General features: G+C 62.1%; 26 protein-coding genes and 1 tRNA gene. 22 read left to right on the top strand and 5 right to left on the bottom strand.

Annotated elements, in window-relative coordinates; all coding sequences use genetic code 11:
• The first annotated feature begins 76 nt into the window (after nucleotides 1–76).
• The gene (locus tag ACEN2R_RS07930) at nucleotides 77–1,624 is read left to right on the top strand and encodes an NAD(P)H-hydrate dehydratase (protein ID WP_442040976.1); all 1,548 of its coding nucleotides are present in this window, start codon (nucleotides 77–79) and stop codon (nucleotides 1,622–1,624) included.
• A gap of 2 nt (nucleotides 1,625–1,626) precedes the next feature.
• Here the strand turns inward: ACEN2R_RS07930 and ACEN2R_RS07935 are convergent, their stop codons facing one another.
• Complete coding sequence (locus tag ACEN2R_RS07935) at nucleotides 1,627–2,115, bottom strand: Hint domain-containing protein (protein ID WP_442040978.1); 489 nt, start codon at nucleotides 2,113–2,115, stop codon at nucleotides 1,627–1,629.
• 169 nt (nucleotides 2,116–2,284) lie between these two features.
• On the opposite strand from ACEN2R_RS07935, the gene ACEN2R_RS07940 reads away from it, so the two are divergent.
• Nucleotides 2,285–2,369: transfer RNA gene (locus tag ACEN2R_RS07940), tRNA-Leu, on the top strand.
• A 23-nt stretch (nucleotides 2,370–2,392) separates the two neighbouring features.
• On the top strand, nucleotides 2,393–3,727 hold the full coding sequence (gene tig / locus ACEN2R_RS07945; protein ID WP_442040980.1) for a trigger factor: 1,335 nt from the start codon (nucleotides 2,393–2,395) through the stop codon (nucleotides 3,725–3,727).
• A 283-nt stretch (nucleotides 3,728–4,010) separates the two neighbouring features.
• On the opposite strand, the gene rplI is transcribed toward tig, so the two are convergent.
• The 3 genes from rplI to rpsF are packed head-to-tail and all read right to left on the bottom strand — an operon-like array spanning nucleotide 4,011 to nucleotide 5,333.
• On the bottom strand, nucleotides 4,011–4,628 hold the full coding sequence (gene rplI / locus ACEN2R_RS07950; protein ID WP_442040982.1) for a 50S ribosomal protein L9: 618 nt from the start codon (nucleotides 4,626–4,628) through the stop codon (nucleotides 4,011–4,013).
• A 13-nt stretch (nucleotides 4,629–4,641) separates the two neighbouring features.
• Nucleotides 4,642–4,869 carry a 30S ribosomal protein S18 gene (gene rpsR, locus ACEN2R_RS07955; RefSeq protein ID WP_005852865.1) on the bottom strand — a complete coding sequence of 76 codons (228 nt, stop codon included), beginning with the start codon at nucleotides 4,867–4,869 and terminating at the stop codon, nucleotides 4,642–4,644.
• A gap of 29 nt (nucleotides 4,870–4,898) precedes the next feature.
• Nucleotides 4,899–5,333, bottom strand: coding sequence for a 30S ribosomal protein S6 (rpsF, locus tag ACEN2R_RS07960; protein ID WP_442040984.1), 435 nt, complete (start codon nucleotides 5,331–5,333; stop codon nucleotides 4,899–4,901).
• Between the two features lie 284 nt (nucleotides 5,334–5,617).
• On the opposite strand from rpsF, the gene ACEN2R_RS07965 reads away from it, so the two are divergent.
• Nucleotides 5,618–6,256, top strand: coding sequence for a hypothetical protein (locus ACEN2R_RS07965; protein ID WP_442040986.1), 639 nt, complete (start codon nucleotides 5,618–5,620; stop codon nucleotides 6,254–6,256).
• Nucleotides 6,257–6,343: 87 nt separating this feature from the next.
• Entirely contained in the window at nucleotides 6,344–6,919 is a 576-nt protein-coding gene (locus ACEN2R_RS07970; RefSeq protein ID WP_442040988.1) for a YceI family protein, read from the top strand.
• An 87-nt stretch (nucleotides 6,920–7,006) separates the two neighbouring features.
• Here ACEN2R_RS07970 and ACEN2R_RS07975 read toward each other — a convergent pair whose 3' ends face one another.
• Nucleotides 7,007–8,203 carry a cytochrome b/b6 domain-containing protein gene (locus ACEN2R_RS07975; RefSeq protein ID WP_442040990.1) on the bottom strand — a complete coding sequence of 399 codons (1,197 nt, stop codon included), beginning with the start codon at nucleotides 8,201–8,203 and terminating at the stop codon, nucleotides 7,007–7,009.
• A gap of 152 nt (nucleotides 8,204–8,355) precedes the next feature.
• On the opposite strand from ACEN2R_RS07975, the gene fabD reads away from it, so the two are divergent.
• The 17 genes from fabD (at nucleotide 8,356) to ACEN2R_RS08060 (ending at nucleotide 21,315) form a co-directional block, all read left to right on the top strand.
• Nucleotides 8,356–9,294 carry an ACP S-malonyltransferase gene (gene fabD, locus ACEN2R_RS07980; protein ID WP_442040992.1) on the top strand — a complete coding sequence of 313 codons (939 nt, stop codon included), beginning with the start codon at nucleotides 8,356–8,358 and terminating at the stop codon, nucleotides 9,292–9,294.
• Between the two features lie 9 nt (nucleotides 9,295–9,303).
• The gene (fabG, locus tag ACEN2R_RS07985) at nucleotides 9,304–10,041 is read left to right on the top strand and encodes a 3-oxoacyl-[acyl-carrier-protein] reductase (protein WP_442040994.1); all 738 of its coding nucleotides are present in this window, start codon (nucleotides 9,304–9,306) and stop codon (nucleotides 10,039–10,041) included.
• A gap of 182 nt (nucleotides 10,042–10,223) precedes the next feature.
• On the top strand, nucleotides 10,224–10,457 hold the full coding sequence (locus ACEN2R_RS07990; protein WP_442040996.1) for an acyl carrier protein: 234 nt from the start codon (nucleotides 10,224–10,226) through the stop codon (nucleotides 10,455–10,457).
• 364 nt (nucleotides 10,458–10,821) lie between these two features.
• Complete coding sequence (fabF, locus tag ACEN2R_RS07995; protein ID WP_442040998.1) at nucleotides 10,822–12,084, top strand: beta-ketoacyl-ACP synthase II; 1,263 nt, start codon at nucleotides 10,822–10,824, stop codon at nucleotides 12,082–12,084.
• The gene (mltG, locus tag ACEN2R_RS08000) at nucleotides 12,084–13,238 is read left to right on the top strand and encodes an endolytic transglycosylase MltG (protein ID WP_442040999.1); all 1,155 of its coding nucleotides are present in this window, start codon (nucleotides 12,084–12,086) and stop codon (nucleotides 13,236–13,238) included. The genes fabF and mltG overlap by 1 nt, the downstream gene beginning before the upstream one ends.
• A 162-nt stretch (nucleotides 13,239–13,400) precedes the next feature.
• Complete coding sequence (locus ACEN2R_RS08005) at nucleotides 13,401–13,742, top strand: hypothetical protein (RefSeq protein ID WP_442041001.1); 342 nt, start codon at nucleotides 13,401–13,403, stop codon at nucleotides 13,740–13,742.
• Entirely contained in the window at nucleotides 13,678–15,021 is a 1,344-nt protein-coding gene (locus tag ACEN2R_RS08010; protein WP_442041003.1) for a DNA-packaging protein, read from the top strand. The genes ACEN2R_RS08005 and ACEN2R_RS08010 overlap by 65 nt, the downstream gene beginning before the upstream one ends.
• Nucleotides 15,022–15,198: 177 nt before the next feature.
• Entirely contained in the window at nucleotides 15,199–16,371 is a 1,173-nt protein-coding gene (locus ACEN2R_RS08015; protein ID WP_442041005.1) for a phage portal protein, read from the top strand.
• A 34-nt stretch (nucleotides 16,372–16,405) separates the two neighbouring features.
• On the top strand, nucleotides 16,406–16,969 hold the full coding sequence (locus ACEN2R_RS08020) for an HK97 family phage prohead protease (RefSeq protein WP_442041006.1): 564 nt from the start codon (nucleotides 16,406–16,408) through the stop codon (nucleotides 16,967–16,969).
• A 37-nt stretch (nucleotides 16,970–17,006) separates the two neighbouring features.
• Nucleotides 17,007–18,209 carry a phage major capsid protein gene (locus ACEN2R_RS08025; protein WP_442041008.1) on the top strand — a complete coding sequence of 401 codons (1,203 nt, stop codon included), beginning with the start codon at nucleotides 17,007–17,009 and terminating at the stop codon, nucleotides 18,207–18,209.
• A gap of 153 nt (nucleotides 18,210–18,362) precedes the next feature.
• Complete coding sequence (locus ACEN2R_RS08030; protein WP_442041010.1) at nucleotides 18,363–18,962, top strand: head-tail connector protein; 600 nt, start codon at nucleotides 18,363–18,365, stop codon at nucleotides 18,960–18,962.
• The gene (locus ACEN2R_RS08035) at nucleotides 18,959–19,297 is read left to right on the top strand and encodes a head-tail adaptor protein (protein ID WP_442041012.1); all 339 of its coding nucleotides are present in this window, start codon (nucleotides 18,959–18,961) and stop codon (nucleotides 19,295–19,297) included. The genes ACEN2R_RS08030 and ACEN2R_RS08035 overlap by 4 nt, the downstream gene beginning before the upstream one ends.
• Entirely contained in the window at nucleotides 19,294–19,704 is a 411-nt protein-coding gene (locus ACEN2R_RS08040; protein ID WP_442041014.1) for a DUF3168 domain-containing protein, read from the top strand. Before ACEN2R_RS08035 ends, ACEN2R_RS08040 begins: the two co-directional genes overlap by 4 nt.
• A 22-nt stretch (nucleotides 19,705–19,726) precedes the next feature.
• Nucleotides 19,727–20,140, top strand: coding sequence for a phage major tail protein, TP901-1 family (locus tag ACEN2R_RS08045; protein WP_442041016.1), 414 nt, complete (start codon nucleotides 19,727–19,729; stop codon nucleotides 20,138–20,140).
• Entirely contained in the window at nucleotides 20,140–20,463 is a 324-nt protein-coding gene (locus ACEN2R_RS08050; protein WP_442041018.1) for a gene transfer agent family protein, read from the top strand. The genes ACEN2R_RS08045 and ACEN2R_RS08050 overlap by 1 nt, the downstream gene beginning before the upstream one ends.
• Nucleotides 20,460–20,663, top strand: coding sequence for a rcc01693 family protein (locus ACEN2R_RS08055; RefSeq protein WP_442041020.1), 204 nt, complete (start codon nucleotides 20,460–20,462; stop codon nucleotides 20,661–20,663). The genes ACEN2R_RS08050 and ACEN2R_RS08055 overlap by 4 nt, the downstream gene beginning before the upstream one ends.
• Nucleotides 20,656–21,315, top strand: a complete 660-nt coding sequence (locus tag ACEN2R_RS08060; protein ID WP_442041022.1) for a phage tail tape measure protein — start codon at nucleotides 20,656–20,658, stop codon at nucleotides 21,313–21,315. Before ACEN2R_RS08055 ends, ACEN2R_RS08060 begins: the two co-directional genes overlap by 8 nt.
• Nucleotides 21,316–21,324 lie beyond the last annotated feature (9 nt).

The following is a 21,324-nucleotide window of genomic DNA, read 5'->3' on the forward strand; positions in this document are numbered from 1 at the left end:
GATTCCCTGTCGCGTGATTAAATTTTGTGCGTTTAGCTTTTATATTGTGCTGTTTGAAAACTTTTGAGGCTGAAAAATGACCGAACTTCTGACTTCTGCCCAAATGCGCGCCATCGAGTCCGCGGCAATCGCCACTGGTGCGGTCACGGGTGCTGCATTGATGGAGCATGCGGGACGCGGGGTGGTCGAGGCCGTCTTTGCCCGTTGGCCCGCGCTTGCGGCGGGGACGTTCCGCGCGGTGGTGTTGTGTGGTCCGGGGAACAACGGTGGCGACGGGTTTGTCGTGGCGCGGATGCTGGCCGACTGGGGCTGGCAGGTCGAGGTGTTCCTGTTCGGCGATCCGCCCCGCCTGCCGCCCGACGCGCGGGCGAACCATGACCGCTGGTGCGCCACGGGACTGGTGCGGCGGATGGACGGTGACGCGATCGGGGCGGGCTATCTGGCGGGGTTCGATCTGGTTGTCGATGCGGTGTTCGGCACAGGCCTGACACGCCCATTGCCTGACGGGGTCAGCGCCTTTCTGACCAAAGGTTTTGACGGTGCCAACCACGCGCGGATTGTCGCGGTCGATGTGCCATCCGGCCTTGATGCGGACACGGGGCGGCTGTGGTGGGACGGGCCGATGCCGTATCCGATGGCGGCGTCCCTGACGGTAAGTTTTCATCGGGCCAAGCGCGGGCATTATCTGGGGGACGGCGGGCAAGTCTGCGGGAGCATCAAGGTGGTGCCGATCGGGCTGGACCGGCAAAAGGCCGATTTTCCTGAGCCAGAGCGTCTGGAATTGTTGGACCCTTTGGATTTCGACGCGGTTCAGGTGCTTGGCAAGGGGGGCGGGCACAAGTTCAGCCACGGCCACGCCTTGATCCTGTCGGGCGGCGTTGGTCACGGCGGCGCGGCGCGCCTTGCGGCACGCGGCGCATTGCGGATCGGGGCAGGGCTGGTAACGCTGGGGTGTCCGCCTACCGCCCTGATCGAGAATGCGGCGCAGTTGAATGCGGTGATGCTGCGGCCCGTAAAGGGCGCAGAGGGGGTGGGCGCCGCGCTGGCTGACACCCGGATCACCGCGCTTTGCCTCGGGCCGGGCATGGGGGTCGTGCTGGCTGCGGCAATGCTGCCCGCCGCGCTGGATGCCAAACGTGCCACTGTGCTGGACGCCGACGCGCTGACCGCCCTGGCGCAATCGCCCGATCTGTTTGCGCGGCTTCACGGGCGCTGCGTGCTGACGCCCCATGCGGGCGAATTCGCGCGCCTGTTTCCCGACATTTCTGAGCGGCTGAAGGACCGCGCCTGTTCCAAGGTGGAGGCAACGCGCGACGCGGCGGCGCGGGCGGGCTGTGTCGTGCTGTTCAAAGGCGCGGATACGGTGATTGCCGACGCGCGGGGGTGCTGTCGCTTGAACGCGGCCTTTTACGACCGCGCGGCACCCTGGCTGGCCACCGCAGGGGCGGGCGATGTGCTGTCAGGGTTCATTGCGGGGCTGATGGCGCGGGGCATCGCGCCGATGCGGGCGGCGGAACTGGCCGTCCGGCTGCATGTCGATTGCGCCCGTAGCTTTGGCGCAGGCCTGATCGCCGAGGATTTGCCCGAGGCGCTGCCGAAGGTGTTCCGGCAGCTTGGGTTGTAGCCTCAGGCGTCGACACGCACCGGCACACGAGAGGCCACTTCCATACCGTCGGCATAAAGGACGTATTGTTCGTCGAACTCCAGGGTGAACACCCGCAGGCCTGTCGCCGCTGTGGGCTTGACATAGGCGCCGTCCATCAGGCGCGACACGGGCACCAGCGCCTCTGGCGCGCCGAACAGGCTTTTTGCGCGCCAGTCGCGCACCAGAACCAGCGTGTCGGGCGCCAGAACCGTGTCACGGTCAGGGCGGCCATGGCCCAGAGAATGCGACGCGACACATACCCCGCGGGCCTTTGTGACGGTCGCAGTGATCGCACGCAGAATCCGCATGCCGCGGCGGGTGACGACCCGATCGCCGACATTCAGGAATTCAACGGCGATTTCGCCATCGAGCGTCAATATGTTCGTGCCGGATGTGAATCCGGTAACGGGCGCAATTCGGCCTGCGTCAGGGGGAAATTCCCGCGCGAGCCTGTCATTCTTGTGTGACATGGCGTCTCTCGCTATATGTTACTGCCTCGGTTTTCTTTTGACACTATGACAATAGAGCGGCCTTGGCACGTATTTTATTACGTTGTTTTTCCTCTCGCATCCTCCGTGAACCTTTGCTAGACAGGCGCGGAAATTCAGGGCGGCCCAAGGTGGCTGCCCTGTTGGTTATGCGGGTGTGGCGGAATTGGTAGACGCACCAGATTTAGGTTCTGGCGCCGCAAGGCGTGGGGGTTCGAGTCCCTTCACCCGCACCATGACTTGGAAAAAGGACGATAACATGCAGGTCACCGAGACCCTGAACGAAGGTCTGAAGCGCGGCTACACCATCACCGTCACGGCGGCTGAACTGGATGCCAAAGTAATGGAACAGCTGGTCGAGGCGCGCCCCGAGATCGAGATGAAGGGCTTTCGTAAGGGCAAAGTGCCAATGGCCTTGCTGAAAAAGCAACATGGCCAGCGGATGCTGGGCGATGCGATGCAGTCCGCAATCGACGCCGCGATGTCCGAGCATTTTGAAAAGACAGGCGAGCGCCCCGCGATGCAGCCCGACGTCAAGATGCAGGCGGGTGACGCATGGAAAGAGGGTGACGATGTCATCGTCGACATGACCTACGAGGCCCTGCCGGAGATTCCGGACGTGGACCTGAAGGCAGTCAAGCTGGAGAAAATGGTTGTCAAAGCGGGCGAAGACGATATCGCCGACGCGCTGAAGAACCTTGCCGAAACGGCGCAGGTCTTTGAAGACAAGAAAAAAGGCTCCAAGGCAAAAGACGGCGACCAGATCGTCATCGACTTCCTTGGCAAGGTCGACGGCGAGGCCTTTGAGGGCGGCGCTGCTGAAGATTACCCGCTGGTTCTGGGCTCTGGCAGCTTCATCCCCGGCTTTGAAGAGCAACTGATCGGCGCGAAAGCGGGCGACACGCTGGACGTGAACGTGTCCTTCCCGGACGAATATCAGGCGGCGAACCTCGCTGGCAAAGCGGCTGTGTTCGAGTGCACTGTGAAAGCAGTCAAAGGCGCGAAAGCGGCAGAGATCGACGACGCGTTGGCCAAGAATTTTGGCGCGGAATCGCTGGATGCGCTGAAAGGCCAGATCGCAGAGCGCCTTGAGGCCGAATATGCCGGTGCCTCGCGCGCCATCATGAAGCGCGGCCTGCTGGACGCGTTGGACAAGCTGGTGAAATTCGAGCTGCCGCCATCGTTGGTGGATGCCGAGGCCAGCCAGATCGCGCATCAGTTGTGGCACGAGGAAAACCCCGACGTGCATGGTCACGATCATCCCCAGATCGAGACGACAAAAGAGCATACCGATCTGGCAGAGCGCCGCGTGCGTCTTGGACTTTTGCTGGCCGAAATGGGCCGCAAGAACGAGATCACCGTGACCGACGCAGAGTTCACACAGGCGGTGATGAACCAAGCCCGCCAGTACCGCGGTCAGGAACGTCAGTTCTTTGAATTCGTTCAGCAAAACCAGCAGATGCAGCAACAGCTGCGCGCGCCCTTGTTCGAGGACAAGGTCGTTGATTACGCCTTCGAGCTGGCAACGCTGACAGAAAAGACAGTGTCGAAAGAAGAGCTGCAAAAAGCGATTGAGGCTTTGGACGAAGAATAATTCATTCGTTCAATTCCATGATTTTCAAAGGGCTGCCTTCGGGCGGCCCTTTTTCTTGCGGAAACGCCTGGCGGCGTTAGTCCTGTGTCTCGCGCCCTGCGGGCGCTCGGTTTGCCTTCGGCGAGGATATTTTAGACCAAAAAGAACGGGATATGATATCTTCTCGGTCCAAATACTCTCGCCGAAGGCGGCGCCGTCATTTGCCATCGGGCGGGGCATATGAAAAAACCGCGCCGGATTTCTCTGGCGCGGTTTAAATTGTTTTGCAGTGACGAGGACGCTATCAGGCGTCGTCGTCCGATGCTGTCGCTGCGTCGCCGCGGGGGGCATAGTCGTCGTCCATGCCGGCTGCGCCGAGTTCGTCGAACAGTTCGGAGATCTCGAATTCGGCTTCGGCTTCTGCTTCTGCGGCCAGTTCCTGGATGGATTTACCGGCAGCTTGCAGCTGGGCCTCGTCGACGGAGCGTGCGACGTTGATCGTGATCGTCGCTTCGACTTCGGGGTGCAGACGGACGCGCATGTCGTGCAGGCCGAGTTCCTTGATCGGTGCGATCAGGGAGATCTGCTTGCGGTCGATGGTGAACCCGTCGGTCTTTGCAACATCCGCTGCGTCACGTGGAGTGACCGAGCCGTAAAGCGAACCGCCGTCAGAGGCAGAGCGAATCACGATGAACTTTTGTCCATCCAGTTTCGCCGCCATTGCTTCGGCTTCTTTTTTGGTCTCGAGGTTGTTGGCTTCGAGCTGTGCTTTGCGGGCTTCGAACGATTTCACGTTCGCGTCCGAGGCGCGCAGCGCTTTGCCTTGTGGCAACAGGAAGTTACGGGCGTAGCCGTCCTTTACGGAAACGACTTCACCCATCTGACCCAGTTTGGCCACGCGTTCTAGAAGGATAACTTGCATGTGCGTTTGCTCCTTACTTCACAGCGTAGGGCAGCAGGGCGAGGAAGCGGGCGCGTTTGATCGCACGGGCCAGTTCACGCTGCTTTTTTGCCGAAACGGCGGTGATGCGGGATGGGACGATCTTGCCGCGCTCTGAGATGTAGCGTTGCAGAAGACGTGTGTCCTTATAGTCGATTGCCGGTGCGTTGTCGCCCGAGAAGGGGCATACTTTGCGGCGACGGAAAAACGGTTTGGCTGCCATGATTTACAGTCCTTTCCTAATGCTTCAGATCAACGACGGTCGCCGCGGTCGGGACGGTCACCACGATCGGGACGGTCGCCGCGGTCAGGACGGTCACCACGCGGGGCACGGTCGCCACGGTCAGGGCGATCACCGCGATCATCACGCTTTTGCATCTGGGCCGATGGGCCCTCTTCGTGGGCGTCGACCTTGATGGTCAGAACGCGCATCACGTCGTCATGCAGGCGCATCAGGCGTTCCATTTCCTGAATCGCCGCCGCAGGAGCGTCGGTTTTCAGAAAGGCGTAATGGCCCTTGCGGTTTTTGTTGATCTTGTAGGCCATCGTTTTGATGCCCCAATATTCGTGCTCGACGACGCTGCCGCCGTTGTCCGAAAGGATCGTGCCGAAATGCTCGATAAGGCCTTCGGCTTGCGTGTTGGACAGGTCCTGACGCGCAATCATAACATGCTCGTAAAGCGGCATGCGTGCTCCAATACTTTTCAAGCGCACTTCATAGGGTTGGGCAAATCCCTCCGCGACCCACCCACGAGAGGCTGCGCTGTTTCCGTAATTTGCGGAAGGACGGTGCCTTATACACGCTGGTGGCGGTGATGCAAGGTGATTGGGGCGCGGGAAGAGGCATGGCGGGCGCATGCGTGGCGCGCGAGGGAGAGGTTGGAAATTGGCCCGAAAAGAGCCAGAGTTTGCCCGATTTTAAACATGTTTGGCGGGCTATATCGGGGCATAGTTTCATGGAGGCCAAGCTTATGACAATGTATAACGCGGAATTCCTGCCGGATGCAGACATCAAAATGCGCCGCGACGCCTTGCACGTGACTGAAACCCATTGGGGATACACCTTTGCCTGCGGGTCCGGTCCAGAGACCGAAGCAAGCCTGCGGGGCGGGATGATGCGCTTTCTTGGGATGTGCATGGTTATGGCCGCGATTGGCATGTGGGCCTTGCCCGGTGCCATTGCGCAAAGCGATGTTCTGGGGTTCAAGCTGCTGGTTTGCGTGCTTTTGGCGGGGATCGGTGTGATCTTGTTGACCCGTGGCGGCGATATGGGGCGCCACGAGGTTCAGATCGACCGCAACTGCCGCGAGATCCGTCAGGTGCTGCGGATGAAGACAGAGGCGGAAACGCTGCTGGCGCGTCATTGCTTTGACGAGGTCGGGTCTGTCATGACGCAGGTGCACGACGACGGGTCTGCCGCAGTATACCTGCGGATGAAGGATCAGGCCGCCGTGATCGAGTTGTCGAGTGGCGGCGCGTCCGCAATTCGCAAACTGGCGCTGCGGGTCAGTGCTGATTTGGGGAATCTTGCGCTGCGCGAGTTGCCGCAGCGCGCGTCGCAAGATGTTCCGGTCAAGGCCTCAATGCCCCGTGCAAGTGTTCGCCCCTGAACACCCGCTGTTTGTTCCTGCGCAATTGCACATTCAGCAGATCGCGCCAATTAACGTCACAGACCAATGACCAATGGAGTGACGTTAATGAAGACCACAATAATCGCCGCAGCACTTTTGGCTGTGACCGTAGGCAGCGCATTTGCCGCGCCCGAGACATACACGCTGGATTCCAGCCACAGCCAGATCGTATTTTCCTACAACCACCTTGGGTTTTCCACAGGGTATGGCATGTTCTCGGGTTTTGCCGGTGACATTGTTTATGATGCGGACGCCCCTGCGAATTCCACCGTTTCGGTGTCCATGCCGCTGAAATCCATGCTGACAGGCTGGCAGGAGCGGTTCGACCACTTCATGTCCGCCGATTTCTTTGCCGCGACCGATGACGAGACGATCACATTCATCTCGACAGGGATCGAAGTGACGGGCGAGAACACAGCGATCATCACTGGCGATCTGACGCTGAATGACGTGACAAAGTCCGTGGCACTGGATGCAAAGCTGAATCAGGCAGGCAATCACCCGATGGCAAACCAGCCATGGCTGGGTTTCGACGCGACGACCACATTGTTGCGCACGGACTATAACCTTGGCCTGTTCGAGCCCTTCGTGTCGAACGAAGTCGATGTGAAAATCTCGATCGAGGCGATGAAGGCCCAGTAAACCGGGGCTTTCAGACCAACAAAAAGGCCTCGCCGGTTCGCCAGCGCGGCCTTTTTTCGTATCTGGTTTTCGTGGTGGGCGCGCGTCTTACCGTGTGGCGGTCAGGTCGATGCTGACCGCAACGCCAAAGCCTATGGTGCTTTCGTCGGCATAGGTTTCACCGATACCGAAGGTGCGGCGGTCTAGGGTCGTCGTGCCCGACATGGTCGCCGTATCGCCCGCGATGGCCAGCGAAAAGGGCAGGTCGACAGGCACAGCCCGGCCTTTCAGCGTCAGGATGCCCTTGGCGATATAGCCGTCGCCCGCTGGCAGGATGTCGGCGGCGAAGATGGCCGTTGGAAATCCGCTGACATTGAAGAAATCCGCCCCCAGCGCCTGTTGCGTGACAGAACCGAGGGTCAGGCTGCCGATGTTGATCGTGGTCTCGACCGTGCCATTCTTTCCGTCCGTCGGCGTTTCGGAAAAGGCGATGGCGGCGGTCCAGTCGGTGAACTGCCCCTGAACCGTGTTTCCGAATTGCGACAGGGCGATTTTTATCTGCCCGTCGGTCACGGTCCAGTCGCTGGCGACCTGTTGCAGGCTGGCGGCGGGGCGTTGTTCGCCCGTCGATGTGGCTGTCATCCCGAAGGTCAGGCCAAGCCCGATCGCCACGGCATAGATCGCACTGGCGGCGATCTGTGGCAGGCGGCTGTGGGTTTGCTGCGGCAGGACCGGGTCGGCGATGCGGCCGAACCACATGCGCCGCAGGGTCGCGTCCTTGTCGATGACATGGTGCTTTAGGGCACCTGCGATATGCAGCAGAACCGATCCGATCAGCACCTTGCCAAAGACCGCGTGCAGCGTGGCGAAAAGATGCGCCAGCGTCTCGTCCTTGGGCACAAAGGGCAGGGATTGGCCGAAGGGCCACCAGATCGGCGCAAAGCCCGAGGTTGCGGCATGTTCGATCCAGCCAGTCAGGGGCACCAGAACCAGCGAGGCATAGAGCAGCCAATGGACGAGTTCCGCCAGAAAGGCCTCTGGTTTCTTGTCGGCGTTCAGAAGGCCCGGCTTTGGCTGCGTCACCGCCCACAGGATGCGGGCAAGGGCCACAAGAAAGACGGCGACGCCCAATGTCTTGTGGATCGAGAACAGCAGCGCCTTTTGCGCCAGTTCCTCGCCCGTGGCGTGGGGCAGGTCGTTTGCGATCATGCCCAGCGGGATCAGCGAAATGATCAGGGCCGCCGTCAGCCAGTGAAATGTTTTTGTGACGCCGCCATAACGGGTTTTCGTATTGTTAAAAGCCATCTGGCCCTCCTGTTTTCAGGGGAGTGTCTAGCACAACGCCGGGGGCTGGCAATTCGCGCCCCTGCACAAATGCCTGTGCGGTGGTGCTGTGGGAATTGCGCAAGGCGCACAGGCAGGGTATCCCGAAAAGAAAAGAAAACTCAGGAGGGACCATGAGCCGCGCATTTGTATTTCCCGGACAGGGGGCGCAGACCATTGGCATGGGGCGCGAACTGGCGCTTGCCTATCCGGCCGCGAAGGCCGTGTTCGACGAGGTGGACGATGCGCTTGGCGAAAAGCTGAGCGCACTGATCTGGGAGGGGGAGCAGGACGCGCTGACCCTGACGCAGAACGCGCAGCCTGCCTTGATGGCGATGTCCATGGCTGTTGTGCGCGCATTGCAGGCCGAGGGCGTGGCGATATCGTCTGGCGCCTGTGTGGCGGGTCATTCGCTGGGCGAATATTCGGCGCTGGCGGCGGCTGGCGCATTTTCCGTTGCCGATGCGGCGCGGCTTTTGCGGGTGCGTGGACGCGCGATGCAAGAGGCGGTGCCGGTGGGCGTGGGCGCTATGGCTGCGCTGTTGGGGCTGGACTTTGACACCGCACGGGCCGTTGCCGAAGAGGCGGCGCAGGGCGAGGTGTGCCAGGCGGCGAACGACAATGATCCGGCGCAGGTGGTCGTGTCCGGCCACAAGGCTGCGGTGGAACGGGCGGTCGAGATCGCCAAGGCCAAGGGCGCCAAGCGCGCCATCATCCTGCCGGTCAGCGCCCCGTTCCATTGCGCGCTGATGGCGCCTGCCGCCGAAGTGATGGCGGGCGCATTGGCGGATGTGACGATCAACGCGCCTGTGGTGCCATTGGTCGCAAACGTGCGGGCCGAGGCGGTCAGCGACCCGGATGTGATCCGCGCGCTGTTGATCGAGCAGGTCACCGGCGCCGTGCGCTGGCGCGAAAGCGTTGCATGGATGGCAGGTCAGGGTGTGACAGAGATATGGGAACTGGGCGCGGGCAAGGCCTTGTCCGGCATGGTGCGGCGGATCGCCAAAGAGGTAGAGACACGGGCAGTGTCCATGCCCGAGGACGTGAAAACTGCGGCAGAGCAGGTAAGCTAAGGAGTGGAAATGTTTGATCTTACTGGGAAAAATGCACTTGTGACCGGTGCGTCGGGCGGCATTGGCGGCGCGATTGCCAAGGCGCTGCACGACGCAGGTGCCACCGTTGCGCTGTCCGGCACGCGGGTTGAACCGCTGGAGGCGCTGGCGGCAGAACTGGGCAGCCGCGCCCATGTGCTGCCCTGCAACCTGAGCGACAAGGACGCGGTCGAAGCCCTGCCAAAGGCGGCTGCGGCGGCCATGGGATCGGTCGATATTCTGGTGAACAACGCCGGCATCACCCGTGACCAGCTGTTCATGCGGATGTCGGATGACGAATGGGCATCGGTGCTGGAGGTCAATCTGACCTCGACCATGCGGCTGTGTCGCGGGGTCATGCGCGGCATGATGAAGGCGCGTTGGGGGCGGATCGTGAATATCTCCAGCGTTGTCGGCGCCACGGGCAACCCCGGACAAGCGAACTATGCGGCGTCGAAGGCGGGCATGGTTGGCATGACGAAATCCATCGCCTACGAAGTGGCCAGCCGCGGTATCACCGCCAATTGCGTGGCACCGGGGTTCATCACCACCGCGATGACAGATAAACTGACCGACGACCAGAAATCGGGTATCCTGACCAATGTTCCCGCAGGCCGCATGGGCGAAGCCAACGAAATCGCAGCCGCTGTTCTGTATCTGGCCAGCCCCGAGGCGGGCTACGTTACAGGAACAACGTTGCATGTGAACGGCGGAATGGCCATGTTGTGACAACGCCGATGCGCCTGTTGAAAGCGTTTGCCTTACGCAAACGATGTGATATAGGCGCTTCAGAATTTGCCGGGGGCGCTTGTCGCTTGTCGGTTTTCCCGCGTAGCGGGGATGAGTAAAGCCCGCTAGGGTGAAGACAAGAAACCACGGGAATGCTCCCGAACACGGAATAAGGAAAGAACATGAGCGACATCGCTGACCGCGTTAAAAAGATCGTCGTCGAGCACCTTGGTGTGGAAGAAGACAAAGTGACCGAGAATGCATCGTTCATCGATGATCTGGGTGCAGACAGCCTTGATACGGTCGAATTGGTTATGGCCTTCGAAGAAGAGTTCGGCATCGAGATTCCAGATGACGCAGCCGAGACCATCCAGACTTTTGGCGATGCGGTGAAGTTCATCACTTCGGCTTCCTGAGCGATAATTTAGCTGGTGTGATATCGAAACGGCGTCCTTCGGGGCGCCGTTTTTCTGTTCATCGCATGCGGACGCGCCGGAGCGGCGCGACATTTCTTGCCTCGCCCCCTTTCGGGGGCTCAGGCTGCCTGCGGCGCGGATATTTCAAACCAAAAAGACTTCTGGACGTTCTTCTCGGCCCAAATACTCCCCTCGCGGAGCGAGACCGCGCGAAGCGCTTTAGAAAAATGCGCGCGAAGCGCGCGCGTCCGGATCGGGAAAATCCGCCAGCGCCTGCGATTGCGTGGCTTGCGGACTTGCCCCCATAGGTCCGGGGCGTGTATCACCTTGGCTAAGTTTGAAGATACTTTTACGGGGACAGCAAATGCGTCGAGTGGTAGTGACAGGTCTGGGCATGGTAACTCCTTTGGCCTGCGGGGTCGAAGAAACCTGGAGCCGTCTGTTGGACGGGCAGTCCGGGGCAGGCCCGATCACGCGGTTTGACACAAGCGGTGTGATTACAACCTATGCCTGCGAGGTGCCTCGCGGGGACGGGACCGACGGCACGTTCAATCCGGACGAATGGATGGAACCGAAAGAACAGCGCAAGGTCGATGACTTTATCCTATACGGAATGACGGCGGCGGTTCAGGCGGTCAGGGATTCCGGTTGGGCGCCCGAGGACGAAGAGGGCCGCCTGCGCACCGGCGTTATGATCGGCTCTGGCATCGGCGGGCTGCAATCCATTGCCGAGACGGCGATCCTGATCAAGGAACGCGGCGCGAAGCGGGTGTCTCCGTTCTTTATTCCCGGCGCGTTGATCAACCTTATCTCGGGGCAGGTCTCTATCCGTTTCGGGTTCAAGGGGCCAAACCACGCGGTTGTGACCGCCTGTTCGACCGGTGCGCATGCGATTGGCGATGCGGCGCGGTTGATCATGCTGGATGATGCCGATGTGATGATTGCGGGTGGGGCCGAAAGCCCGATTTCCGAGATCGGCATCGCCGGTTTCAACGCATGCAAAGCGCTGAGCACCAAGCGCGCCGATGATCCGACCAAGGCAAGTCGTCCTTATGACGTGGACCGTGACGGATTCGTCATGGGCGAGGGGGCGGGGGTTGTCGTTCTGGAGGAATACGAGCACGCAAAGGCGCGGGGTGCCAAGATTTACGCCGAAATTCTGGGCTATGGCATGTCGGGCGATGCGCATCACATCACGGCACCGTCCGAGGATGGCGAGGGGGGCGAGCGGTCGATGCGGGCTGCGATCAAGCGCGCCGGGCTGGAGCCTGCGGACATAGATTATATCAACGCGCATGGCACCTCGACCATGGCGGATACTATCGAGCTGGGCGCTGTCGAGCGGATGCTGGGCGATGCGGCGTCGAAGGTGACGATGTCGTCGACCAAGTCGGCAATCGGGCATTTGCTGGGTGCTGCCGGGGCAGTCGAAGCGATTTTCTCGATCCTGGCGATCCGCGACCAGATCGCACCGCCAACGATCAACCTTGATAACCCTGCGGTAACGCCAAAGCTGGACCTTGCGCCGAACAAGGCCGTGAAGCGCAAGATTGATTTCGCCTTGTCGAATTCGTTCGGTTTTGGCGGAACCAATGCGTCGCTTGTGATCGGGAAGGTCAAAGCCTGATGTGGCGCCATGTTGCCTCTAACGCATTGACATTGTTTGTTGTTGCTATCTTTGCCCTGGGCGGGTTGATTGCCTGGGGACAAAAACAGTATGTGGCCGACGGCCCTTTGACGCAGGCGATTTGCCTGGAAGTCAAAAAAGGCGCCTCGATGGTGTCGGTGTCGCGGCAACTGGACGAGCAGGGCGCGGTCAGCAACGCGAGGATCCTGCGGATCGGTGCGGATTACACGGATATGTCCAGCCAGTTGAAGGCAGGTAGCTTTCTGGTGCCTGAAGGCGCCTCTATGCAGGACATCGTGGATATCGTGACGCGCGGCGGTGCCAGCACCTGCGGAACGGAGATCGTATACCGCATTGGGGTTCTGGCCAGCAGTGTGATCGTGCGGGAGTTGGACCCGGCGACCAACCGGTTCATCGAGGTGGCATCGTTCGATCCGTCGGTAGATGCTGTGCCTGACGCGTATACGACCGTGCGGGGCGAGGCCGATGTGCGATACCGCGTGGCATTGGCCGAAGGCGCAACAAGCTGGCAGGTTGTCGAAGGCCTTAAGAGTGCCGATTTCCTGACAGGCGATGTCAAGGACATACCTGCCGAGGGAGTGTTGGCACCTGACAGTTACGAGGTGGTCGCCGGTGCGGATCGCCTTGAACTGCTGGGCCGGATGCAATCTGCGCAAGAGGCAATTCTGGCGGCCGCCTGGGCAAACCGGGTGGATGGTTTGCCGGTGGATACGCCGGAGGAGGCGCTGATCCTAGCCTCGTTGATCGAGAAAGAGACCGGTGTGCCGGAGGAACGGCGTCGCGTGGCATCTGTGTTTGTGAACCGCTTGAACAAGGGCATGAGATTGCAGACAGATCCAGCGGTGATCTACGGGGTGACGAAGGGCAAAGGCGCCTTGGGTCGTGGCCTGCGGCAGAGCGAGTTGCGTGCAGTTACACCTTACAACACCTATGTCATTGACGCCTTGCCCCCGACGCCGATCGCCAATCCGGGCCGGGCGAGCATTGAGGCCGCGCTTGATCCTGACGGCACAGACTACATCTTCTTTGTGGCGGACGGGTCCGGCGGGCATGCGTTCGCGGTGACGCTGGAAGAGCATAACGCCAATGTCGCGGCGTGGCGCAAGTTGGAGGCGGAACGGCCCAAGCCCTAGGTGCGAACGCAACTAAAGAGATAGTGCTTGACATATCGAACGCTCTTAGGTATACCTTCGGGCATGCTAGAAGAAGTGGGCAAGCGGCCGGGGGAAACCCTTGGGCCGCTTTTTCATTTCTCTCGTGCGGAGTGAACGCATGAGAGGGCAGGTACAAACCTTATGACATTGATCACACCTGTTGGGGATGATGAGCCTGCGGCCGATATTTTGGCCGTGGCGCACAGACGATATGAAACCGCAATCACGGAAATCGACAAGGCTTTGGCGGCGATCAAGGCTGGCCAGTTCGAGGAAACCTCGCAGCTGACGAAGCTGCTTGGGGATTTGAACAAGGCGTCGAATGCCGCATTTGATGAGAGGGCAAGAGTTGAAACCCGTCAGAGAAGAGAAGCCGGTATTGTTCACGAGTATGCGCTCGACTTTGATCAGGCGCGGGATGAGATCGGGCGCCGCCTGGGTCGCCTGCGCACCGCCGCAGACGCAGGAAGCATTCCTGAATGACCTGAGCGAGGGGGCGTTGCTGGCGCTGCCCTGGCTGTTCGAGTTCTGGGCATTGGAGCATCAGTTGCCGCCGGAAGGGGACTGGCGGACATGGGTGATCATGGGGGGGCGAGGCGCGGGGAAAACCCGCGCCGGTTCCGAATGGGTGAGGTCCGAGGTTGAGGGATCGCGGCCATTGGATGCGGGCCGGTCCCGCCGTGTGGCGCTGGTTGGTGAAACGGTGGAGCAGGTGCGCGAAGTGATGGTGTTCGGCGAGAGCGGCATTCTTGCGTGCTCTCCGCCGGATCGCAGACCCGAATGGCAGGCGACGCGCAAGCGGTTGATCTGGCCGAACGGGGCGGTGGCACAGGTCTTTTCGGCACATGAGCCGGAAAGCCTGCGCGGGCCGCAGTTCGACGCGGCGTGGGTCGATGAACTGGCCAAGTGGAAGAAGGCGGAAGAGGCCTGGGACATGTTGCAGTTCGGGCTGCGGTTGGGGGATGCGCCGCGCCAGTGCGTGACGACGACGCCAAAGAACGTTGGTGTTCTGAAGTCGATCCTAGCGAACCCGTCCACTGTCGTGACGACGGCGCCGACCGAGGCGAACCGGGCCTATCTTGCGGCCTCGTTCCTGGAGGAGGTGAGGGCGCGCTATGCCGGGACGCGGTTGGGTCGGCAAGAGTTGGACGGCGTATTGCTGGAGGATGCAGAGGGTGCGCTGTGGACGTCCGCCGGGCTGGAGGCGGCGCGGATTGACAGGGTGCCCGCGTTCAGCCGGATTGTCGTTGCAGTCGACCCGCCGGTGACAGGGCACGCGGGGTCGGACGAATGCGGGATTGTTGTGGTGGGCGCGGTCACGGATGGCGCGCCGCAGGATTGGCGGGCGGTGGTGCTGGAGGATGCAAGCGTTGCCGCATCCTCGCCCACCGCCTGGGCGGAGGCGGCGATTGCCGCAATGGAGCGGCACGGGGCGGACCGGCTGGTGGCCGAGGTCAATCAGGGGGGGGATATGGTGGAAGCGGTGATCCGCCAGATCGACCCGCTGGTGCCCTACCGTTCGGTGCGTGCCTCGAAGGGCAAGGTGGCCCGGGCAGAGCCTGTTGCGGCCCTGTATGAACAGGGTCGGGTTGCCCATGTCCGGGGGCTGGGCGCGCTGGAGGACCAGATGTGCCGGATTACCTCGCGCGGCTTCGAGGGCCGGGGAAGCCCCGACCGCGTGGATGCATTGGTCTGGGCCTTGTATGATCTGATGATCGAGCCCGCAGCAAGCTGGCGCAGGCCAAGAGTGCGCACGCTTTAGCGTTTCTTGCGTCTATAAATATCCCAAATCCGCAGTGCCGTCGGTGCAGTAGGATCGAGTATTTTTGGAACAAAGTGACGGGCGCCGAGGGCGTCGATGATTTCTGAAAGGCATGGGGCGTCCGGCACTGCGAAAGCGGTGCCCATTGGCGTGTCCGGCGGTCAAGAGGAGTGGCGAATGATGTTCGAATTCTTGAGGAAAAGCGAGGCCGTGGTGCCCGAGCAAAAGGCATCGGCTGCCGGCCGCGTGGTTGCCTATCACGGGGCGGGGCGCGTGGCGTGGAGCCCGCGCGATACCGCGTCCCTGACGCGCACCGGGTTTGCGGGTAATCCCGTCGGGTTCAGGGCGGTCAAGCTGATTGCAGAGGCCGCTGCGGCTTTGCCATTGGTGGTTCAGGATTGCGAGCGACGATACGACGTGCATCCACTGATGGCATTGATCGCACGTCCCAACGGGGCACAGGGGCGGGCGGAGCTGTTCGAGGCGCTTTACGGGCAGATGCTGTTGACCGGCAACGGTTATCTTGAGGCGGTTGGCGGCGAGGGCGGTGTGCCTGCCGAGCTGCATGTTTTGCGGTCTGACCGGATGTCTGTCGTTCCGGGGGCCGATGGCTGGCCCGTGGGCTACGAATATGCGGTGGGCGGGCGCAAGCACCGCTTTGCCGTCAGCGAGGCGGGATCGCCGATTTGCCATGTCAAAAGCTTTCATCCGCAAGATGACCACTACGGGTTTTCACCGATGCAGGCGGCGGCGACGGCGGTGGACGTGCATAATTCTGCCTCGCGCTGGTCGAAGGCACTGTTGGACAATGCGGCGCGGCCTTCGGGAGCGATTGTGTATCGCGGTGCGGACGGGCAGTCGGCGCTGAGCGAGGATCAATATGCGCGGTTGCTGACCGAAATGGAGAGCCATCACCAGGGCGCGCAGAATGCCGGTCGCCCGATGCTGCTGGAGGGGGGGCTGGACTGGAAACCGATGGGGTTCTCGCCCTCGGACATGGAATTCCAGAAGACCAAAGAGGCGGCGGCCCGCGAGATTGCTGTGGCCTTCGGTGTGCCGCCGATGCTGTTGGGGGTGGCCGGGGACGCGACCTATGCCAACTATCAGGAGGCCAACCGCGCGTTCTACCGGCTGACGGTTCTGCCCTTGGCGGCGCGGGTGACGGCGAGTGTGGCGCATTGGCTGTCGGGGTTCACGGGCGAGGCGGTCGAGTTGAAACCGGATCTGGATCAAGTGCCCGCGCTGGCGGCGGAGCGGGACCAGCAATGGCGCCGTGTTTCTGACGCGATATTCCTGAGTGATGCGGAAAAGCGGGCGTTGCTGGGCCTGCCGCCGGTTGGTGCGGAGTGAATGTGCGGGCGTCCGCATAGATAAGGAGTTGTCAATGATTTCAGATGAATATGGGCCGAAGTTAGAGCGAAAGTTTGCCCGCGCGGACCGGGGTTTGACGGTCAGTGACGGGCTGGTGATCGAGGGCTACGCCTCGTTCTTTGGCAAGGCGGACCAGGGTGGCGATATTGTCGAGGCGGGGGCCTATACGGCGTCTCTGGCGCGACTGGCGGCGGGCGGGATGCGGGTGAAGATGCTGTGGCAGCATGATCCCGCGCAGCCCATAGGCATATGGGACGAGGTGCGCGAGGATGGGCGTGGCCTTTATGTGAAGGGCCGGTTGCTGGGGGATGTGGCCCGCGGGCGCGAGGCGGCGGCACTGATCGGCGCGGGGGCGATTGACGGCTTGTCGATCGGCTATCGCACGGTGCGGGCGCAAAAGGATGCCAATGGGCGGCGCCTGTTGGCGGAGCTGGAGTTGTGGGAGGTGTCGCTTGTGACCTTTCCCATGCTGACCGAGGCGAGGATCGGGGCCAAGGGCGAGAGCCTGCCGGACCCGGTGTGGAGTGATTTGGTGGAGGTCATCGAGGGGGCCCGCCAAATGCTGGCGCAGACCTGAGCCAGCGATACGAAACCTAAATTGTCAGGACGTTTGAATGACCAAAACCGAGACAAAGTCCCGGGTCGGGACAGATCTGTCCGCGCCCCAGCCGATGGCCGCGGATGTGAAGGCGGCATTTGCCGGATTTATGAATGATTTCAGCGTTTTTCAGGCTGATATCAAAGTGAAGTATCAACAACAGGAAGAGCGACTTACCATGCTGGATCGCAAGACAATGACCTACAACCGCCCTGCTTTGTCGGGGGCTGCCGTGACCGAGGCACCGCATCAGAAGGCGTTCCAGGCCTATCTGCGCTCGGGCGATGATGATGCGTTGCGCGGTCTGGTCATGGAGGGCAAGGCGATGTCCACTGCGGTTGCAGCCGATGGCGGGTATCTGGTTGACCCCGAGACCTCGGCGGCGATTTTGGGAGTGCTGCGCGCGACCTCTTCGATCCGGGCGATTGCCAATGTGGTGAACGTCGAGGCAACGTCGTTCGATGTGCTGGTGGATCATTCCGAACTGGGCGCGGGTTGGGCCACCGAAGGTGCGACGGCGGGCGATACGGATACGCCGCAGATCGAGCGTATTTCGATCCCGCTGCACGAGTTGTCCGCCTTGCCGCGGGCGAGCCAGCGGCTGCTGGATGACAGCGCCTTCGATATCGAGGGCTGGCTGGCGGAGCGCATCGCGGGTAAGTTTGCCCGATCTGAGGCTGCGGCGTTCATTGGTGGCGATGGCATCGACAAGCCCAAGGGCTTTTTGACCCATCCGTCGGTGGACAACGATCTGTGGAGCTGGGGGTCGATCGGCTATGTGCCGACCGGTGCCGATGGCGCGTTCGACATGAGCGACCCTGCGGATGCGATTGTCGATCTGGTCTATGCGCTTGGTGCTGGGTACCGCGCGAATGCGAGTTTCGTGATGAACTCGAAGACCGCCGGCGCGGTGCGCAAGATGAAGGACGCGGATGGCCGGTTCCTGTGGGCGGATAGCCTTGCCGCCGGGGAACCTGCACGCCTGATGGGCTATCGCGTATTGATTGCCGAGGACATGCCGGACATCGGTTCGGGCGCGACGGCGATTGCCTTTGGCGATTTCGGCGCGGGCTATACGGTTGCGGAACGCCCCGATCTGCGGGTGCTGCGCGATCCGTTCTCGGCCAAGCCACATGTGCTGTTCTATGCGACCAAGCGTGTGGGGGGCGATGTCAGTGACTTTGCCGCGATCAAACTTCTGAAATTCTCGGCAAGCTAAGGCGCTTGCGGTGAGTGGCCGCCCCTTGGGTAAGGGGCGGTCGGTGGGCGTATGTCATGGACCCCGTGTTGTCTAGCTGCTCCCCCTCCGTTCGAGCAACACGGGGAGAGGCATGCGTCCATCAGAGGAGGGCGGAAATTGCGGAGAAATTCAATGATGTTGATCGAGCAAAGCGTGGTGCCGGACGAGGCGCTGCCGATTGTGGCTTTTCGGGACCATCTGCGGTTGGGGTCGGGGTTTGCCGATGACGCGGCGCAGGATGCGGTTCTGGCTGCCGTTGTACGGGCGGCACTTGCCGTGATCGAGGGGCGGACAGGCAAGGTGCTGATCCGGCGCCGGTTCGGTTGGACTGTGACGCAATGGAGCACGTTATCGGAGCAGGCATTGCCGGTCGCCCCGGTGCAGGAGGTGGTGTCGATTGCGTTGTCGACGCGTCAGGGCGAGGTGACACCCGTTGATCTGGCGCGTGTGCGGCTGGTGCCGGACATGCAAAGACCGCTGATTGTGGCGACGGGGGCGGTCTTGCCGCAGGTGCCATTGGCGGGCACGGCGGAGGTTGTGTTCGAGGCGGGCATTGCGGCGGCCTGGGGTGATCTGCCCGGCGATCTGGCGCAGGCGGTGATGATGCTGGCCGCGCATTACTACGAACACAGGTTCGAGAGTGCGGCGCAGGGCGGGTCTGTTCCGTTCGGGGTTGCTGCGCTGATCGAGCGGTATCGCACCGTGCGGTTGCTGGGCGGGGGTGCGCGGTGAACGGCCCCGTGCTGTCGCGCCGGCTGGTGCTGGAAGAGTCGCAACGGGATGCGGACGGTGCAGGCGGTTTCAGCAAGGTCTGGGTGCCTTTGGGGCAGGTCTGGGCCGAGGTGAAGGCGGGCGCAGGGCGCGAAAGGTCGGGGGAGTTGGTGACGGTTTCCACTGTGCCCTACCGCATCACGGTGCGGGCGGCAGCGGTTGGCGCGCCATCCCGTCCGAAGCCGGATCAACGGTTCCGCGAAGGCGCGCGACTGTTCCGCATTCTGGCGGTTGCGGAGCGGGATGCGGATGCGCGGTATCTGACCTGCTTTGCCCATGAGGAGGTGCCGACATGAGTTACGGGGTTTCTGCGGCTTTGCAGGCGGCGGTTTACCAGCGGTTGCTGGGAGATGCCGTCTTGGGCGGGTTGGTCGGGGCTGCGGTTTATGATGCGGCCCCGGCGGGGTTGCTGCCGCCGACCTATGTCAGCCTTGGCCCCGAGGATGTGCGCGACCAGTCCGACAAGACGGGTTCGGGCGCGGTGCATCTGTTCACGGTCAGCGTGGTGACCGATGCGGCGGGGTTCCAGACGGCCAAGGTTGTGGCGGCGGCGGTGTCGGATGCGCTGATCGACGCGGATCTTGTGCTGGACCGCGGGCGGCTGGTGTCGCTTGGCTTTGTGAAGGCCAGCGCCCGACGGGTTGGCACGGGCACGCAGCGGCGCATTGATTTGCAGTTCCGCGCGCGGGTTGACGACATTTGAGTTTCAAAACGGAGTGATGGCCATGGGTGCCCAGAACGGTAAAGACCTTTTGATAAAGCTGGACCTGACCGGAGACGGACAGTTCGAGACCATTGCAGGGCTGCGTGCCACGCGGATCAGTTTCAACGCGGAAAGCGTGGATGTGACGAGCCTCGAGAGCCAGGGGGGCTGGCGCGAGTTGCTGGCGGGGGCTGGTGTGCGATCTGCCTCTATCTCAGGCTCGGGCGTGTTCAAGGATGCGGACACGGACGAGCGGGCGCGGCAGATCTTTTTCGACGGTGAGACGCCGGATTTTCAAGTGATCATACCGGCGTTCGGAATCGTCCAGGGGGCGTTTCAGGTGACCTCGATCGAGTATTCGGGCAGCCACAACGGCGAGGCGACGTATGAACTGTCGATGGCCAGCGCGGGTGCGCTGACGTTTACGGCGCTGTGATGGTGAACCCCTGGGCGGGAGAGGTCGCGCTGTGCCTCGATGGCGAGCGGCGGGTCTGCAAGCTGACGCTTGGGGCGTTGGCCGAACTGGAGGCGGCGCTGGAAACCGGCACGCTGATCGATCTGGTAGAGAGGTTCGAGGCGGGGCGCTTTTCCACGCGGGATGTTCTGGCGCTGGTGGTGGCGGGGCTGCGGGGGGGCGGATGGGACGGGACCGGCACGGATTTGCTGCGGTCCGATATCGGGGGCGGTCCGGTCGAGGCGGCGCGGGTGGGCGCGATGCTGCTGGCGCGGGCGTTTTCGTTGCCTGACGCCGCGCCATGAGCGGCTTTGATTGGCCCGCGCTGTTACGGGCGGGCCTGTGCGGCGCGGGGTTGAAGCCGCAGGAGTTCTGGCGACTGACGCCGGTGGAGTTGCTGACAATGCTGGGGAGCGGTGCCGGCGAGGCGCCTTTGACGCGGGCGCGGCTGGACGAATTGGCGCGCGCCTATCCCGATGTGAACGGAGGATCGGCGGATGAGTAGTGTAGACGGAATGGACGGGCTGGACGACCAGATTGCATCGCTTGAGGTCAGTCTTGGCGGTGCGCAGACAGTTGCGGCGGCATTCAACGGTGAACTGGGCCGCCTGCACGACGGGTTCGGGGCGGCCAACCGCGAGGTCGAAGCGCTGTCGCGGGGGATCAGCCGCGGATTGCGCGGTGCCTTTGACGGTTTGGTGTTCGACGGGATGAAGCTGTCCGACGCGCTGGGCAAGGTGGCGCAGTCCATGTCGAACACGATGTACAACATCGCGATGAAGCCCGTGACCAACCATTTTGGCGGGATGCTGGCGGATGGTGTCAGCGGGCTGTTCCAGGGGCTTTTGCCATTCGAAAAGGGCGGTAGCTTTAGCCAGGGGCGGGTGATGCCCTTTGCCAAGGGCGGTGTTGTGGGCGGGCCGACGACCTTTCCGATGCGGGGGGGCATGGGGCTGATGGGCGAGGCCGGGCCAGAGGCGATCATGCCTTTGGCACGGGGCGCTGACGGGCGGCTTGGCGTCAAGACCGACGGCGCGCGCGCGGTGACGGTGGTGATGAACATCACCACGCCGGACGCCCAAGGGTTTCAGCGCAGTCAGGGGCAGATTGCCGCGCAAATGAGCCGCGCCCTGGGCCGTGGCCAGCGCAACAGGTAGGGAGCAGGG

Source organism: Pseudogemmobacter sp. W21_MBD1_M6 (assembly GCF_052119585.1).
Taxonomy (GTDB): domain Bacteria; phylum Pseudomonadota; class Alphaproteobacteria; order Rhodobacterales; family Rhodobacteraceae; genus JBGQOJ01.